Genomic DNA, 15668 nt, shown 5'->3' with positions numbered 1-15668 from the left:
ATGACGATCTTGTTGTCGATCGGTCATCTTATTATTTTTCTCTGTGAAGTACAAAGTCGAGGAGTGACAATAAGATGTTTTTTTCCGGGGTGTCGCCAAGGTGCTCAAGGGAGGCCTTGGCCCTGGTGATGTATGTGCCGGCTTCCTGCCTGGTTTGCACGTCCAGGCCCAGAGATTGAATGGCGCCGACCACCTGGGCAATGTCTTTGGCGTCCATGGCGTTGGAGGCAAGCTTGTCCATGACCCTGGTTTTGTCCTCGTCAGCCAGTTGCTGGAGATAGAGTACAAGGGGCAGGGTGAACTTGCCCTCCTTGAGATCTCCTCCCAGGGGCTTGCCGGAAACAGCGGCCGAGGATGAATAATCCAGGGCATCGTCCACGATCTGGAAGGCAATGCCCAGATTGAGGCCGTACCGGGAGGCACTCTCAAGACCGGTGGCATCGGCTCCGGCCATGATGGCTCCGCATTGACAGGCCACCTGAAGGAGGTAGGCGGTCTTGCCGGTGATGATATCCAGGTACTGGGCCCTTGTTATGGCCGGATTTCTGAGCAGGGCTATTTCCTTGATCTCACCGGTTGCCGTATGCATGATTGCCTGGGCCAGACAGTGGGTCAGGGCGGGAATATTGTACTCAGCAGCGATCCTGTTGGCCAGGGCAAAGAGAATATCCCCGCCCAGGATGGCATGACTTGTTCCGAAAACAAGATGGGCTGCTTTTTTCCCCCGCCGCAGGCCTGCATTGTCCAGAATGTCGTCATGGAGCAGGGAGGCGGAATGCAGAAGTTCCACGGCCGCGGCCATGGGGTAGACGTCGTTTCTGGTGCATCCCATGGCCCGGGCCGTGAGCAGGGTCAAAATGGGGCGGATGCGCTTGCCGCCGGCCTTGAGGACATGCTCCACAAGGGGGAGAACCTCGGGTTCGAGATCCTTGGTCAAATCATATAGCGTCTGGTTGATGCGGGGCAATTCCCGGGCCATATAGGCCTTGAGGATGTTCATGGGTCGAATGAGTCCCTCGTGGTCCCAGGGGACGCTAGGGGTTTGATGGAAAAAAACAGGTTCATGCCGTGTTTACCAGGGATGCAACCCAGGGCACGGCGTTGGTTCATCTGTCCAGGAGAGTTTGCAGGTGATCAAGGGCTGCCTGTCCCAATGAGCCGATATCCATGGAATATTCATTGACATACGCCCGGACATGATCATCCAGGGTTGACTGGTCCATTTCCTGGGCAAGGCTGCGCATGAAGACATTGATGGATGCCCGGTGGGCATGGGCATGGTGCAGACTTGCCCGGATCTGGTCTTCAATGATTTTCGGCCTGCATGAACGGTTGCCGGCCAATTCCCTGCGAACAATGATCGCGCCAAGGGGCAGGGGAAGACCACCGCTGGCGTCCTGCCACCATTTCCCGAGATCGAGAAGCAGGTCAAGCCCGTAGTCCTTGTAAACCAGGGCGGTTTCGTGGATGAGCAGGGCGGCGTCAACCTTGTGGCGTTGCAGGGCGGCGATCTCCTGGTCAAAGGTCATGGGTACGGGTTCGAAATCCCTTTCCAGGGCGGTTTCAAGAAGACACACGGCCGTGGTCAGCATGCCGGGAACCGCGATCCTGCGGGGTCGGGAAATTCCGGGACGGGTGACCAGCTTGGGCCCGTGTTCCAGGCCGAACGCCCCGCCGCAGGCAAGAATGGTGTACGAATCCTGCAGCTTCAGGGCCTGCACGGCAGAAACCTTGATGATGTCAAAACGATTTTGCTGGGCCGCTTCGTTCAGGTTCTGAATGTCCTGCCAGAAGAATCGGGAGCAGTGTCCGGGGATGTCCGGAATGCGGCCGAGAACCCAGGAGCCGAAGATGAACGTGTCGTTGGGACAGGGGGAAAGGGCAATGGTCAGGGGTTGGGCGTTCATGGTGTCGTGTGGGGGACAGGGGTTGCGAACAGGGCGGGAAGGACCCTGCCGAGCTGGCCAAGGGCCTTGCCAAACTGCCAGGTCTTTGTGTCCCGGGGGCCAACCTTGTTGGAAACGGTCCGGATTTCGAGAAATGGCAGCGAGTGCGTGGCGCAGGCCAACGCCAGGGAAAAACCTTCCATGTTTTCAATGCCCCCGTTGTACATGGTTTGCAGAAACAAGGCCCGCTTGTGGGTGGCGGTGACACCGGCCACCGTGATAAAGGGAAGTCTGGCCATGGATGGCGGGAGGCTCACGTTCATGGCGCGGGCATGGGCGTCTGGATCCAGATCAATGCTTTCCCAGATAGTGTCCTGGCCGGCATGGCCCTGGGGAAATCCCAATGTCCGGGCGTGGACGCCTGCCTTGTGTCTGACGCCTATTTCCGGCCATGTCTCCCGGGTGGCAGCGGCCCATTCTCCAAGATCCGCCCGGTCCAGATCAAAACTGCCGCCAATGCCCAGATTGATGGCCCCTTGCAGTCGGGGAAAGGTGGCCAGAACCTTGCCAAAGACCAGGGCCGCATTGACCGGGCCGATGCCGGTTATCACCTGCAGACAGGGACGGTCATGAACGGTGATGGCAGCCCATTGTCCTTCCCTGATCCCTGCATGGGCCGGGCCGAGACATGCCCGGGATTCCCGGGAGGTTGCAAACACAAGGGCTAGCATGATGGTTTGTCTCCCTGTAAAGCAGGACACGGCTGCAAAGAATCCGTCAGCACTCTGAAAAACGAAAAAAAACAGCTGTTCCGGTTGGATGCATGTGACGTTATGCGGGATGCACGGGCGTTCTCCTGCTGGACAAGATCTCCTCCTGCCGGCTATGGGAACGGCATGCATATCGACTGGTCGCTCCTCTTGAGCGCATTGGGCCTGGCCTTCATCCTGGAGGGAACGCCCTATTTTCTGTGGGCGGAAAAGATGCCCAAGATATTGGAGATGCTGGCCCAAAGCCCTGCCTCCGGCCTGCGGCGTCTCGGGATCACCGCCATTGTGGCCGGTCTTCTCCTCATTGCCATTGCCCGGTGCTGATCACCTGCTGCGATCCTCACTGGCTGGTTTTTCAGCCGTGTGCAGGTACACGATTCCCGAGCTCAGAGGCTGGTACATGATCCGTCCGAATCCGGCCTCGGCCAATTCCCGGGTCAGACTGCGCGCATCGGGAAAGGCCTTGATGGTTTCGGCCAGATACCGATAGGCCCCCGGGTCCCTGGAAACAATGCGGCCCACAAGGGGGAGAATCCTGTCCAGGTACAAGTTGTACAGCCCGCCCCAAATTTTTTCCCTGCCGGTTCCAAATTCAAGAATGCTCAATTTGCCCCCTGGTTTGAGGATACGCAGTATCTCTGCATACGCCTTGGATCTGGGGGTGATGTTTCTGATGCCAAAGGATATGGTCACGCTGTCAACGCTTGCGTCGGGCAGGGGAAGTTTCCGTCCGTCCGAAAGCACCGGGGCGATGGAGGTGGCCTGGTGGGCGGGTATCTTGTGCCGTCCGTGGATGAGCATGGAGGGGGATACATCCACGGCAAGAATCTTCACGTCGGGGTATCGGCGCAGGATTTCCAGACTCACGTCCATGGTGCCGGCGGCCAGGTCCAGGACCAGACCGCCCGGAGGAACCCGCAAACCCCTGACCTGGCGTTTGCGCCAATACACGTCCTGTCCGACACTCAGGAAATGGTTCAGAAAATCGTACCAACGCGCGATGGAGTTGAAGAGGGAGGCGATGGGATTGCTCTCGCCGTGCCGTTTATCCACGATACATGTCTCCTAGTCGCTCGCAAGGGGCTGATTGTTGGCCGCATGGGTCCGTTTGTCAACAACGGTCCGGAGCACTTCGCCATAAATAGTTGCAAAATGTTCCGAAAAATTGGTGGGGGAAATTCTGCCCACTTCAATGAATTTGACCATGATTTCCTTGGTCACCTGCAATGCCTGCTGTTCGGTCTTGTCCATGATCTGCTCCCTGCGTGAAAAAAACCGCCCGGCCGGGAAATGGGTTTGACCAACACGGAACAAACGAGCACCGGGCGGTAAAAGAAGAATAACCGTGGAGCCATCCCCCTTTTGGCCCGGAACGCATAGCATGGACCCTTGCGTTCGTCGAGTTCTTCCCTGGGACGGGATCTGGCACGGCGCATGAGACGCAGAAAGCAGGCACATGATTCCATGTACCTGCTTTTTATCTGTTTTTCTGATATCTGCGCAGCGTCTTCGCGCCTGCTGTTGTCGGCGTGAGTCGCTGCTTACGGATTCATCAGGGCAGCGATCTCTTCCCGGATGATCTGGGCTGCGGCCTTGGGGATCTCCCTGGAAAGGGCGGCCATGAGTTCTTCCTTGACAGCCTGAAGTTCTTCCCGGGCGACCATGGTCGACGTGATTGTCTTGATCTGTGCCTGGACATCGGCTGAGGCCACGGTTTGCCGCAGGTCGTCCATCTCCCTGGAAAGGGCGGATTTCTGAACTTCCCACTGGTCCATGCCTTCCTGGACCGTGCGCTGGAGCTCTTCGCGGATGTCCCGGATGAGGGCCTGCCTGTCCAGGGGTTCTGTCTGACTCACGGTCTGCCTGAGATCCTCCAGCTCCGTGCGCAAAGCAACCCGTTCGGCTTCCCAGGCATCCATGCCCTCCTGCACCCGTTGCTGCAGATCCTGCCGGATTTCCTGGACAAGGGTTTGTCTGTCCAGGGGTTGGGAGGACTGGTTTGCCTGCAACGTATCGACCGTTTCCTGCAGGGCCATACGCTGGGCTTCCCACTGATCCATGCCTTCCTGGACCCTGCGCTGGAGGTCTTCACGAATGTCCCGGATGAGGGCGGCTTTGTCCAGAGGCTCTGTCTGACTCACAGCCTGTTTGATGGCGTCCAGATCCGTGCGCAGTTCCATGCGCTGGGTTTCCCACTCATCCATACCATCCTGAACCCGTTGCTGCAGATCCTGTCGGATTTCCCGCACAAGCTCCTTGGTATCCGGGGGGGTAGGCAGATTTTCCGCCACCGAGGCGCGAATCTCTTCCCTGACCGCCGCGTTGATCTCTTCAGAAGAGGGAACATCCAGCATATCGAGCTTTTCTTCCACCAGCTGTTTGGTGGTTGCTTCCATGCGGCTGGTCACTTTTCCGGCAATGTCTTCCAACAGTTCCCTGCCCTGAGCGCTTTCCTGGAAAAAGGCTGCCAGTTGGGCAAACAGGTCCGGCTGGGGAGGCGTTTGGGTTTGGGCTTCCAGGCTGGCGACCCGTTCCTGCAGGCTTTCCAGAAGGGCTTTGTCTGCGGACAGGGCAGGAGAAAGATCGGGTGAGGGCTCGTCTTTTTGGATGGAAGCCGGCGCATCCGCCGGCATGGGGTCGTCGGTCACCGGGGCCATGGCAGCATCCCCGTGAGTATCGACCAAGGACTCGGCTGCATCACGATCGTGGTCCGTGGCTGGTACGTCCAGAGGGTCCTTCTGGAGTTCCTGGACGTCGGCGTGCTCTGCAGGGGCCTGTTCCGATTCGCCAGGCGTCTGATCCTGAAACAGGTCGTCAGTCCCGGAATCGGTTGCTGGCGTTTTTGCTTCATCAATTCCCTCGTCCAGGGGAGCATTGTCCGGCTGCAGGGACGGTTCGCTGTTTGTCAGCAGTTCGTCCATGTCTTGATCCTGGACTGAAATGTCCGGCTGGGAAGAGGACGATGTCTTGCTGGATGCGTCGTCGTCCAGAGAGGCAAAAAGGTCTTCGAGATCGTCCATGTCCGGATCGGAGGCTGGGGACAAGGCGGCTCCGGCATCGTCCTTTTGTTCCAGCACGTGAGGGTCGTCCTGCCTGTTGGATGACGAGGTATCCCCCTGTTCCATCTCTTCAAACAGGGATTCGATGTCCAGGTCGTCATCAACAGTGGTTTCGGCATCACTGGACCGGTCATCGGGAGCATCCCGGAGCAGCTGCTCGAATTCGTCCTCCAGATCCTTGGGGTCAATGGCCTGTTCCAAAGGAAAGTCCTGGGTGGGTTTTGAGGACGATGGGGAGAAGGCTGCATCGTCGATCACGTCGGTCAACTCGATAATCTCTTCGTTGTCATGTGCACCCATGGGATACCTCGTTGGTTTGATCGCTGACAAAGCGGGATGGAACCACAACGCCGTGCAGGAAGTTTTCTGTTCGCATGCACGTTAAAAGGTGACCTTGTCGGCCGCTTCAAGGGTTCGGGTCAGATCCTCGTCGCTGTGGGCGAACGAGACAAAGGAACACTCGAATCCCGAAGGGGCCAGATAGATGCCCTGTTGGCGCATTTGCTGGTAATACTTGGTGAAAAGAGATTGGTCGCTTTGCTGGGCCGATGCAAAATCCGTAACCGGATCCGGAGTAAAGAAGAGGGTAAAGATGGAAGCGATTCTGTTAAGCTGCACCGGAACCTGCTTGGCGCGCATGATGGAAACCAGTTCCTGGCAAAAGGTTTTGGTTCGCGCTGCCAGCTGTTCGTAGTCCTGGGTGGCCAGGACGTTGATTGTGGCCAGTCCTGCAGCCATGGCCAGGGGATTCCCCGACAGGGTTCCGGCCTGGTAGACGTCCCCGCAGGGTGCAATGTGGCTCATGATCTCTCTTTTGCCGCCATAGGCGCCCACGGGCAGACCGCCGCCGATGATTTTGCCCAGACAGGTCAGATCAGGGGTGATCCCGAAATGGCCCTGGGCCCCACCAAGGGAAACCCGGAATCCGGAGATGACCTCGTCAAAGACCAGGACAGCACCATAGGCCGTGGTCAGATCCCGCAACCCCTGCAAAAAGTCCTTGTGCGGAAGCACCAGCCCCATGTTGCCGGCCACGGGTTCCACAAACACTGCTGCAATGTCGTGACCGTGTTGGGCAAAGAGTTCCTTGACCCCGTCCAGATCGTTGTAATGGGCCAGCAGGGTATCCTTGACCACGGCCTGGGGAACACCAGGAGTTCCCGGGATGCTCTGGGTGGCCACGCCTGATCCGGCACTGGCCAGAAAGGCATCGGCATGCCCATGGTATCCGCCGTGGAATTTCACGATCTTGTTCCGTCCCGTGTATCCTCGGGCCAGGCGCAGGGCGCTCATGGTTGCTTCGGTGCCTGAATTGACCATGCGGATCATTTCCACGCCGGGAACCACATCCACAATGGCCTTGGCCAGGTTGATTTCGTCTTTGCAGGGTGCTCCGTAACTGGTTCCCCTGTCCACGGCTGCATGGATGGCCTCATTGACCACGGGATGGTTGTGCCCCAGGAGAAGAGGTCCCCAGGACATGACATAGTCAATGAATTCCTGCCCATCTTCGACCCAGAGGTGGGAACCCTGTCCCCTGGACACGAAAAGGGGGTCGGTCTGGACGCTCTGGCAGGCCCTCACGGGGCTGTTGACCCCGCCGGGAATGATTTCCTGAGCGGTCTGGAACAATGTTTTGGAGTCGGTCATGGAAGTACCTTCAAATGTGTTGTCCTTGTCTGCCCGGGGATATCCCTGTTTGTGGCCGGGGTTCCGGGCAGAAGGTGCGAAGTGGTTGCAGGGATGTGCACTTGCCTGGCCGTGGCCATGGCGTTGTCCCCTGTTCATGGTCAGAAGTAGCGCATGGATGTCTTTTTGAGTTCCTTGGTGCTGAAAAGAAGATCGTACTGGGTCACTCCGGTCTCCTTGACCAGTTCGTCCACGACCCGCAGACAATCCTCTTTGGATCGGCCGTGGATCATGGTGTAGAGGCTGTAGGGCCAGTCCATGCAGGTTCTTCGTTGGTAGCAATGGGAAATTTCAGGCCGCTTGGCCATGAGCATGCCAATGGCGTTGATGTCCATGCCCTCTTCCACGTACCAGGCGGTCATGGCGTTGAACCCGTATCCGGCTTTCCTGTGTCTGAGGGTGGCTCCGAAACGGCGGATGTAGCCCTTGTCCTTCATCTCCCTGATGAGGGCAATGACCAGATCTTCATCAACACCTGCCTGCTGGGCAATATGGGCAAAAGGGGTCAGGGTAAGGGGAATGGTTCCCTGAAGCTGCTTGAGAATGGCGTGTTCGTCATGGGTGAAGGTCACCGGTGTGGTCTGTTCGTTCATGGGATTCGCTGGTTGAGGATGAAAAAATTTTCGTTACCCTTTTCGTGAGCGGATCGCAACTGCCGCGCCTGTTCTTGCCTTTGCCCGGGCCTGCAGGTACCCGTGGCCTGATTTGAGCAGGTTCATTCAAGGAGGCGTTCATGAATATTGCAGTGCTTGGTGGGGGCAGCTGGGGAACCACCCTGGCCGATCTGTTGGCCCGCAAGGGGAACACGATCAGATTGTGGATCAGGGATCCCGAGCAGGCGCGTCTTGTGGCGAGCCAGCGGGTCAATGACCGTTATCTTCCCGGAGTTGAGTTGTGCCCTTCACTTCGGGTGTGCTGGGATATTGGCGAGGTCATGCAGGGGGCGCAATGTGTTCTGGTGGCTGTGCCCTCCCAGTTCATCCGTGAGGTGCTTTCCCGCCACAAGCATCTGTTTCCCGAACATGGGGTGGTTGTCTGTGCCAGCAAGGGGGTGGAAAACAGGACCTTGCAACCCATGTCCCGGGTTGTGGCTGAATCCCTTGAGGGCAAGTCCCCCAGATATGCGATTCTGTCAGGGCCGTCCTTTGCCCAGGAGGTGAGTCGGCAGCTGCCCACAGCGGTTTCCCTGGGTTGCGAGGACCGGCAGCTGGCTCATACCTTGCGGGATGTCCTGTCCACCGATTTTTTCCGGGTTTACACGACCCCTGACTTCAAGGGCGTTGAACTGGGCGGGGCGGTCAAGAACATCATGGCCATCGGGTCCGGGATCGCCGATGGGTTGCAATTCGGTCACGATGCCCGGGCCGCCCTGATAACCCGCGGTCTGGCCGAAATGTCCCGGTTGGGCCGTGCCATGGGTGCCCAGGAACGAACATTCATGGGCCTGTCCGGCATGGGTGATCTGGTTTTGACCTGTACGGGAGACCTGAGCCGCAATCGTCAGGTGGGGCTGAAGCTCGGTCAGGGTCAGAAACTGGAGAAGATCCTCGCTTCCATGCGCATGGTTGCCGAAGGGGTCCGAACCACACGATCGGTGTACGGGCTGGGCCGGGAATACGGCATTGAACTGCCCATCACCGAACAGGTTTACAAGGTGCTTTATGAGGACAAGGACCCGCGAGCCGCAGTACAGGAACTCATGCAAAGAAGCCTGAAGGACGAATGAACTCCTGATACCAAGGGTATTTGCCAGACCGGAACTATGACTTGGGAGCAGGTGCGTCCACGTCGGCGTTGTTGAACCGGGATTTCTTGGTCTCGGGCAGAAGACAGAACTGATCTGCAGCCTGGTGGAGCAATTGGAGATCGTGGGGATAGTTGACGTTCAAAAAGGGCCGCGAATGGGATTTTGCATAGGGAACATGCACACACAAGGCGTCGGGAATGGCCGGAGCAACCTTGTATTGTTTCTTCCTGAGGGCCTGGTGGATATGGGGGATGCAGCCGGGGTCGTAAATGGCTACCAATGCCTCGATGAAGCCTGTTTCCTGCTGGATGAAATCCGTGCGCAGGGTATGGGGGGGCCGGGTCATGTAGGCCTTGATCAGCAACGCTGCCGTAGACACGTCCATCAAGGGGAGATCACAGGGTAAAAACATGCACGGCGCTCCAATATGTTCCAATGCGGTCACAATACCGCGAAGGGGACCCTTGCCGGGCGCGTCATCCAGAAACCAGGGATTGGACAGCCCGTGTTCACGTGCGTCCCTTCCTGCTATCCAGACCCGGTCACACAGTTTTTCCAGCACATGGACAGCACGCTCCACCAGATTCTGGCCACGGAAAACCACCCCGGCCTTGTCCTTGCCCATGCGCAGACTCTTGCCGCCGGCCAGAACCACACCCTGGAGTCCCGGACATCTGATCATTTCGACAACAGTCCCAGATACAGGTTCCATATTTGTTGCCCCCACAGGACATAGAGCATGGTCCCCATGCTCAAAAACGGCCCAAAGGGAATGGCTGTTTTCATGTCCAGCCTCTTGTCCTTTTTCAGATAGACCAGGCTGACCACCAGGCCGGTTGTGGCTGAAAGAAAAATCATGATGGGCAGTCCCTGCCATCCGGTCATGGCCCCGAGCATGAGCATGAGCTTGATGTCTCCGGTTCCCAACCCTTCGATGTTCCTGAGCAGTCGGTAGGTCTGCTGAATGAAGAGAAACAGCCCGGCTCCGGCCAGGGCTCCCACGAGGCTGCTGACAACGCCCTGGGGAAAGAGAAATGATCCGGCCAGGGCAATGGCCGCTCCCGGAAGGGTGATGATATCGGGCAGAATGAAGCTGTGCAGGTCGATGAAGCTGCCGACAATGAGCAGTCCCGTGAGAATCATGTACACGAGCCAGGTGGCGCCCAGACCGAAACGCAGGGCCAGCAGCAGGGCCAGTATGCCCGAAAGGAGCTCCACCAGCGGGTATTGCAGGGAGATGGATGCCTTGCAGGACCGGCATTTTCCCCCCAGCAGAAGATAACTGAGGACCGGGATGTTTTCCCACCAGGCCAGAACATGACCGCATCCCGGACAATGGGAACCGGGGCGGACAATGGATGTGCCGGCAAGGTAGCGGAAAATGCAGACGTTGTAGAAACTTCCGAGCACCAGACCGAGAACGAGGCTGATGAAGGACGTGGGGATCAGGGGCAGCGGCAGTGTGTACATGGTTTCCTTCTTGACAGGATGAGGGCTGCGTCGCATAGTGCACCCATTATGCACGTACCAGAAACAACGACAGCATATTGGTGGTGGCGCAACCTTGTATAGGGAAGTTGTCCACTAAAATCCAGTCCATCATACATCGTGGAAAGCTTCCAGGCGGTCCACGGTGATCTTTGAACAGATGAAAAAGCCGCGGGCCCAAACCGCGGCTTTTTTTGTAAGGAGTTCACATGCGATCGACTCATGGTTTTTTACCCCAGTACACGGAAGAGGAATTGGCGAAGAGGCAGCTCGAAGGCCTCAAATGGACGGTAGCCCATGCCTATGAAGGGAGCATGGCCTACCGGGAAAAACTCAAGGAAGCCGGGGTCGCTCCCGGAGACATTCGTTCCCTGGACGATCTGACCCGACTGCCTTTTACCACGGTCCAGGATCTGCGGGCCGGCTACCCTTTTCCCCTGGTCAGTGTGCCCATGGACCAGGTGGTCCGGGTGCATGCCTCGTCTGGCACCACGGGCAAGCGCAAGGTGCTTGCCTACAGCCAGAAGGATGTGGATGACTGGAAGAACATGATGGCCAGGTGTTTTGAGCTGGCAGGCGTAACCCGTGAAGATCGCGTACAGATTGCCGTGGGGTACGGGTTGTGGACGGCCGGTGTGGGCTTCCAGATGGGCTGCGAACATTTCGGTGCCATGGCGCTGCCTCTTGGCCCGGGCAACCTGGAGTTTCAGCTTCAATTTCTGCAGGACATGCAGTCCACCTGCATGTGCTCCACCGCGTCCATGGCCCTGCTTTTGGCCGAACAGGTGGAAAAGCACGGACTTCGGGAGAAAATCGGTCTTAAAACACTCATTTTCGGGTCGGAACCGCATACCGTCAAGATGCGCAACCGGGTGCTCAACCTTTTGGGCGCCAAGGATTCCTTTGATATCTCCGGTCTCACGGAATTGTACGGACCCGGAGCCGGTCTCGAATGTTCGGCCCACGAAGGCATTCATTATTGGGCTGATTACTACATCCTGGAGATCGTGGACCCGGAAACCCTGCAACCCGTTGCCCCTGGGGAAATGGGTGAAATGGTGGTCACCACCCTGTGCAAGGAGGCGGTCCCCCTTATCCGTTACCGGACCCGGGATCTGTGCCGGATCATTCCCCATGCGTGTTCCTGTGGTCTGTGTCTGCCCATGCACGACAAGATCATGGGCCGTTCGGACGATATGATCATCTTCCGCGGGGTGAATATCTATCCCGGACAGATTGCGGATGTGCTGGAACGTTTCCCCGAGGTCAGTTCGGAATACCAGATTCACCTGACCCGCAAGGACGGACTGGATCACATGCTGATCAACGTGGAACGCAAGCCGGATGTTTCAGCCGATATGGACGCCAATCTGTCCGAGGCGGTTGCCGTGGAACTGCGCAAGAAACTTCTGGTTCGGGGCAACGTGCGCATTGTCGATCCTCTGGGGCTTCCCCGAACCTATGGCAAGAGCAAGCGCGTTGTGGATGAGCGCAACGGCGATTGATTCTGGTCAGTATTGGTCGGACAGTATGGACCTGGGGGCGTGGGCCTGCCGGGCGTGGTGGAGAACCTGGTCGCAAAGGCGTATCAAGGTGGATCATGAAACACGTACCAAGACTGCTCGTCGGCCTGATGGCGGCCGTTTTGATGTCCCAATGGCTCCCGCTTCCAGTTCTCTGGGCCGGAGAGCCGCAAAGCCTTGAACAATGCGCCTGCATCAAGGACGATACCCTGCGCCTTCAATGCTATGACCGGTTGGCGTCAAGCACTGGTGCTGAACAGATGCCTGAAAGGTCAAAACCGCCTGTCGGGGAAGAAGAGGATGGGGCACCCGCTGTCCGCATTTCGCCAGAGGACGATGAACCCTCCTACCTGACCAGGCATTGGGAGCTTGACGAATCCGGTCCCAGGGGACGGTTCGCCTTCATGCCCCATCGGGATAATTACATTCTGCCCTTTACCTACAACAAGTCCCCCAATCACGATCACACCGGAGAGGTGGATACGGTCAAAAACGCCGAAGTGGCGTTTCAGTTGAGCATGAAGGTCAAGCTGTGGCAGGACGTCCTTGGCCAGAACATGGATCTCTGGTTCGGGTATACCCAGCGTTCCTTTTGGCAGTTGTACAATGTGGATGAGTCCGCACCCTTCAGGGAGACCAATTACGAGCCCGAAGTGCTTCTCAATTACAGGACCGACTGGAATGTCCTGGGCGTGCACTTGCGAACGGTAACCGTTGGTCTCAATCATCAGTCCAACGGGCGGGCCGAGTCCCTGTCCCGGAGCTGGAACCGGGTGGTGGGCAATCTGGGCCTTGAATATGATGATTTTGTTGTTCAGCTCAAGACCTGGTACCGCATTCCCGAATCCCAGGGTGAGGACGACAATCCCGACATTGACGAATACATGGGCCCGGGTGAGCTGTGGGTCCACTATCTTCTGGGGGGGCACCGACTCGGGGCTATGTGGCGGAACAACTGCCGGTGGGATCACAACCGGGGGGCCCTGCAGCTGGAATGGGCCTTTCCCCTGGGGCGCAAGCTCAACGGATATATACAGTATTTTACCGGATACGGTGAAAGCCTGATTGATTACGATCACGCCGTGGACAGGATCGGCATCGGATTTATCCTCAATGACTGGGATTAGTCTGTTTCAACTGCCTGTCGGCAACCGCTCCCGACACCCCTCGACATCCATCTGATGCGCGCCCCGCATGCATTATCCCGCATCACAAAGGTTTACCCCAGGGCGGGACGGGGTTTGGAAAGGCAGAGTTCCACCAGGTCGGCAATGGATGCCGTGCCGCCGCACATGACCGTATCCGCCCCGCCCCAGTATATCTTTACCGTGCCGTCGTCCTCGGGTACGGCCCCGCAGCAGAAAACCACATTATGCACATAACCGCTGACTTCCCAGGGGTCCTCGGGCTGCAGAATCCAGTCGTCGGCCACGCCCAGAATCCTTGATGGATCGTGCAGGTCATGCAGGGCCACGCCCAGGCGGTAGACCGCGCCGTCCATGGTCTTGAAAACGCCGTGGAAGATGTTCAGCCATCCCTGTTGGGTCTTGATGGGGGTGGCGCCCGGTCCTATTTTCAGGGCATCCCAATGATACTCCATGGGTTTCATGACAACCCGGGAATCCCCCCAATGCACAAGATCCGGTGAATAGGAAATCCAGATGGACCAGGGCGAAATACTCGAATGGGGCCGGTCCAGTCGGACGTACCGGCCGCCTGTTTGTTCCGGAAAGAGAACGATATTGCGGTAATCCGCCTGGGTGATGAGGGCGATGCGTTCCACCCGCTCAAAATCCGTGGTCCTGGCCAGGGCTACCCGTACCCCGTGGGGAGAATAGGCCGAATAGGTGATCAGGTAGTCGTCTCCCATGGGGCAGATGCGCGGATCTTCCACCCCAAAGGCCTCATACTCGGCAAAGGTCCCCTTTTGCGCCGGGGTGATAAAGGGTTTCGGATGAACCGTGAAGCGCACCCCATCGGTGCTTCGGGCCAACCCGATGATGGACCGGCCGTTGCGCAGGTGAGATCTGAAGAGCATGACGTACATGCCCCCCTGCTTGACCACGCCGGCGTTGTGTACGGTTTCCACCGGATAAGGAACGTCATCTCTGGTCAGGATGGGGTTGGTGTCGTACCGTTGGATGATGGCGCCATCAGACCCTGCCATAATCATCCTCCCTTCGTTCAATGTCATCCTCTCCAAAATAGTCACCTGTCTGCACCTCGATGAACACCAGATTGTCCGGTCCTGCATTGCGGATGCGGTGCCAGGTACCCACAGGCAGATCCAAGGACTGACCGGGCCCTTGCCGGATGTCCTGGCCGTTTCGGGTGATCACGGCGGTTCCCTGCATCAGGTACCAGTGTTCGGATCGTCTGAAATGACGCTGGTAGCTCAGGCGTTGGCCGGGATACACGGTAATCCGTTTGACCTTGTGATCCGGCTTGTCGGCCAGGACTTCATAAAACCCCCAGGGTCGGTGGTCCTGGCGTCGGCTTTGCCTGATGATGGTTTCGTACACCCGCATATAGTCGGTGACCATGCGGTCCACACTAAAGCGTTCCTCGACCCATTGCCGGCATGCTCCACGGTCAAGGTCTCCCACCAGGTCAATGGCTTGGACCATCTCGTCCACATGGTTGGTCAGAAAGCCGGTCTTCTGGTGGACAATGATTTCCGGCATGCTGCCCCGGGCAAAGGCCACCACCGGAGTGCCGCAGGCCATGGATTCCACAACGGAAAGGCCAAAGGGTTCGTCAAAATCAATGGGGTGCAACAGGGCGTAGGCCCCTCCCATAAGTTTGTCGCGTTGTTGGGGACCGACGCTGCCCACATAAACGATGCGGGAACCGTCCACATGGGGTTTGACCTGGGTATGGAAATAGGTCTGATCCTGGATAATGCCTGCAATGATGAGTTTTCTTCCAGTCCGTTGAGCCACTTCAATGCACTGGGCCGTGCCCTTGTCCGGATGGATGCGGCCCAGAAACAGCAGATAGTCGCCCTGCTCGGGTCGGAAGGTGAACTGTCCCAGATCAATGCCATGGTGAATGGTGGCCGCGTAAGTGAGGTCAGGCGACTTGTCCGCCTCACTGATGGCCACGTACGAGCATCGGTTGTTGTACTTCTTGTAGACAGGCAGGATATCGGGGGACGAGAACCCGTGAATGGTGGTGAGCACAGGGGTTTGGGTCATCCCCGAGTAGGTCAGGGGCAGATAGTCAAAGTGGTTGTGGATGAGGTCAAAGGCGTCGCCTTGCTCGAAGACATTTGCAATATGCAGGCATTCAAAAACCTTGGGCTGAATGTGATCATCTTCTTCATATCCCCTGGGACAAACGCCCTGCAGCCGTGCCCTGGTCATGGAGTCCTGGGTGGCAAACAGGGTCACGTCCATGCACCGGCGTACCAATCCTTCTGTGAGCAGGGAGACCACATTTTCCCAGGGGCCGTAGTGTCGTGGGGGCGTGCGCCAGGCAATGGGTGATAACATGGCGATTTTCAT

At 57.7% G+C, this 15668-nt stretch carries 16 protein-coding genes; 4 read left to right on the top strand and 12 right to left on the bottom strand.

The genetic code is table 11. From position 1 onward, the window contains the following. Window positions 1-31: 31 nt before the first annotated feature. From DPF_RS05145 to mqnB, 3 genes are all read right to left on the bottom strand, one after another. Entirely contained in the window at window positions 32-1000 is a 969-nt protein-coding gene (locus tag DPF_RS05145; RefSeq protein ID WP_069857804.1) for a polyprenyl synthetase family protein, read from the bottom strand. A 106-nt stretch (window positions 1001-1106) separates the two neighbouring features. Continuing rightward, complete coding sequence (locus tag DPF_RS05140; protein WP_069857803.1) at window positions 1107-1907, bottom strand: MqnA/MqnD/SBP family protein; 801 nt, start codon at window positions 1905-1907, stop codon at window positions 1107-1109. Further along, window positions 1904-2617: a futalosine hydrolase gene (gene mqnB / locus DPF_RS05135; RefSeq protein ID WP_069857802.1), complete on the bottom strand. Its 714-nt coding sequence runs from the start codon at window positions 2615-2617 to the stop codon at window positions 1904-1906. Before mqnB ends, DPF_RS05140 begins: the two co-directional genes overlap by 4 nt. A 165-nt stretch (window positions 2618-2782) precedes the next feature. Between mqnB and DPF_RS05130 the strand changes: the two genes are divergently transcribed. Then, window positions 2783-2980: a DUF2065 domain-containing protein gene (locus DPF_RS05130; RefSeq protein ID WP_069858739.1), complete on the top strand. Its 198-nt coding sequence runs from the start codon at window positions 2783-2785 to the stop codon at window positions 2978-2980. Here the strand turns inward: DPF_RS05130 and DPF_RS05125 are convergent, their stop codons facing one another. The 5 genes from DPF_RS05125 to ahbB all read right to left on the bottom strand — a co-directional run bounded on the left by DPF_RS05125 (window position 2981) and on the right by ahbB (window position 7997). Continuing rightward, complete coding sequence (locus DPF_RS05125; protein ID WP_231702136.1) at window positions 2981-3709, bottom strand: ubiquinone/menaquinone biosynthesis methyltransferase; 729 nt, start codon at window positions 3707-3709, stop codon at window positions 2981-2983. Between the two features lie 12 nt (window positions 3710-3721). Next, window positions 3722-3907: a hypothetical protein gene (locus tag DPF_RS05120; protein WP_069858737.1), complete on the bottom strand. Its 186-nt coding sequence runs from the start codon at window positions 3905-3907 to the stop codon at window positions 3722-3724. 290 nt (window positions 3908-4197) lie between these two features. Further along, window positions 4198-6015: an amino acid adenylation domain-containing protein gene (locus DPF_RS05115; protein WP_069857800.1), complete on the bottom strand. Its 1818-nt coding sequence runs from the start codon at window positions 6013-6015 to the stop codon at window positions 4198-4200. A gap of 81 nt (window positions 6016-6096) precedes the next feature. After that, window positions 6097-7365, bottom strand: a complete 1269-nt coding sequence (hemL, locus tag DPF_RS05110) for a glutamate-1-semialdehyde 2,1-aminomutase (protein WP_069858735.1) — start codon at window positions 7363-7365, stop codon at window positions 6097-6099. 140 nt (window positions 7366-7505) lie between these two features. Next, window positions 7506-7997: a siroheme decarboxylase subunit beta gene (ahbB, locus tag DPF_RS05105; protein WP_069857799.1), complete on the bottom strand. Its 492-nt coding sequence runs from the start codon at window positions 7995-7997 to the stop codon at window positions 7506-7508. A gap of 140 nt (window positions 7998-8137) precedes the next feature. Here ahbB and DPF_RS05100 point away from each other — a divergent pair, with 140 nt between their 5' ends. Continuing rightward, the gene (locus DPF_RS05100; RefSeq protein WP_069857798.1) at window positions 8138-9130 is read left to right on the top strand and encodes an NAD(P)H-dependent glycerol-3-phosphate dehydrogenase; all 993 of its coding nucleotides are present in this window, start codon (window positions 8138-8140) and stop codon (window positions 9128-9130) included. Window positions 9131-9164: 34 nt separating this feature from the next. On the opposite strand, the gene mobA is transcribed toward DPF_RS05100, so the two are convergent. Beyond that, window positions 9165-9863, bottom strand: coding sequence for a molybdenum cofactor guanylyltransferase (gene mobA / locus DPF_RS05095; RefSeq protein ID WP_083254483.1), 699 nt, complete (start codon window positions 9861-9863; stop codon window positions 9165-9167). After that, the gene (locus DPF_RS05090) at window positions 9830-10621 is read right to left on the bottom strand and encodes a prepilin peptidase (RefSeq protein WP_069858733.1); all 792 of its coding nucleotides are present in this window, start codon (window positions 10619-10621) and stop codon (window positions 9830-9832) included. Before DPF_RS05090 ends, mobA begins: the two co-directional genes overlap by 34 nt. A 227-nt stretch (window positions 10622-10848) precedes the next feature. Here DPF_RS05090 and DPF_RS05085 point away from each other — a divergent pair, with 227 nt between their 5' ends. Together DPF_RS05085 and DPF_RS05080 are read left to right on the top strand one after the other, a co-directional pair. After that, window positions 10849-12144, top strand: a complete 1296-nt coding sequence (locus DPF_RS05085; RefSeq protein WP_069857796.1) for a phenylacetate--CoA ligase family protein — start codon at window positions 10849-10851, stop codon at window positions 12142-12144. Between the two features lie 95 nt (window positions 12145-12239). Then, window positions 12240-13289, top strand: coding sequence for a phospholipase A (locus DPF_RS05080; protein ID WP_218069962.1), 1050 nt, complete (start codon window positions 12240-12242; stop codon window positions 13287-13289). 92 nt (window positions 13290-13381) lie between these two features. Here the strand turns inward: DPF_RS05080 and DPF_RS05075 are convergent, their stop codons facing one another. Both DPF_RS05075 and DPF_RS05070 read right to left on the bottom strand, forming a co-directional pair. Continuing rightward, window positions 13382-14329: a glycoside hydrolase family 130 protein gene (locus tag DPF_RS05075; protein WP_088178309.1), complete on the bottom strand. Its 948-nt coding sequence runs from the start codon at window positions 14327-14329 to the stop codon at window positions 13382-13384. Next, window positions 14316-15668 carry a glycosyltransferase gene (locus tag DPF_RS05070; RefSeq protein ID WP_069857794.1) on the bottom strand — a complete coding sequence of 451 codons (1353 nt, stop codon included), beginning with the start codon at window positions 15666-15668 and terminating at the stop codon, window positions 14316-14318. Before DPF_RS05070 ends, DPF_RS05075 begins: the two co-directional genes overlap by 14 nt.

Origin of the sequence: Desulfoplanes formicivorans (assembly GCF_001748225.1) — a bacterium.
Lineage (GTDB): Bacteria > Desulfobacterota > Desulfovibrionia > Desulfovibrionales > Desulfomicrobiaceae > Desulfoplanes > Desulfoplanes formicivorans.
The sequence above is the reverse complement of the archived record's forward strand: the minus strand, read 5'-3'. Positions and strand labels throughout refer to the sequence as shown.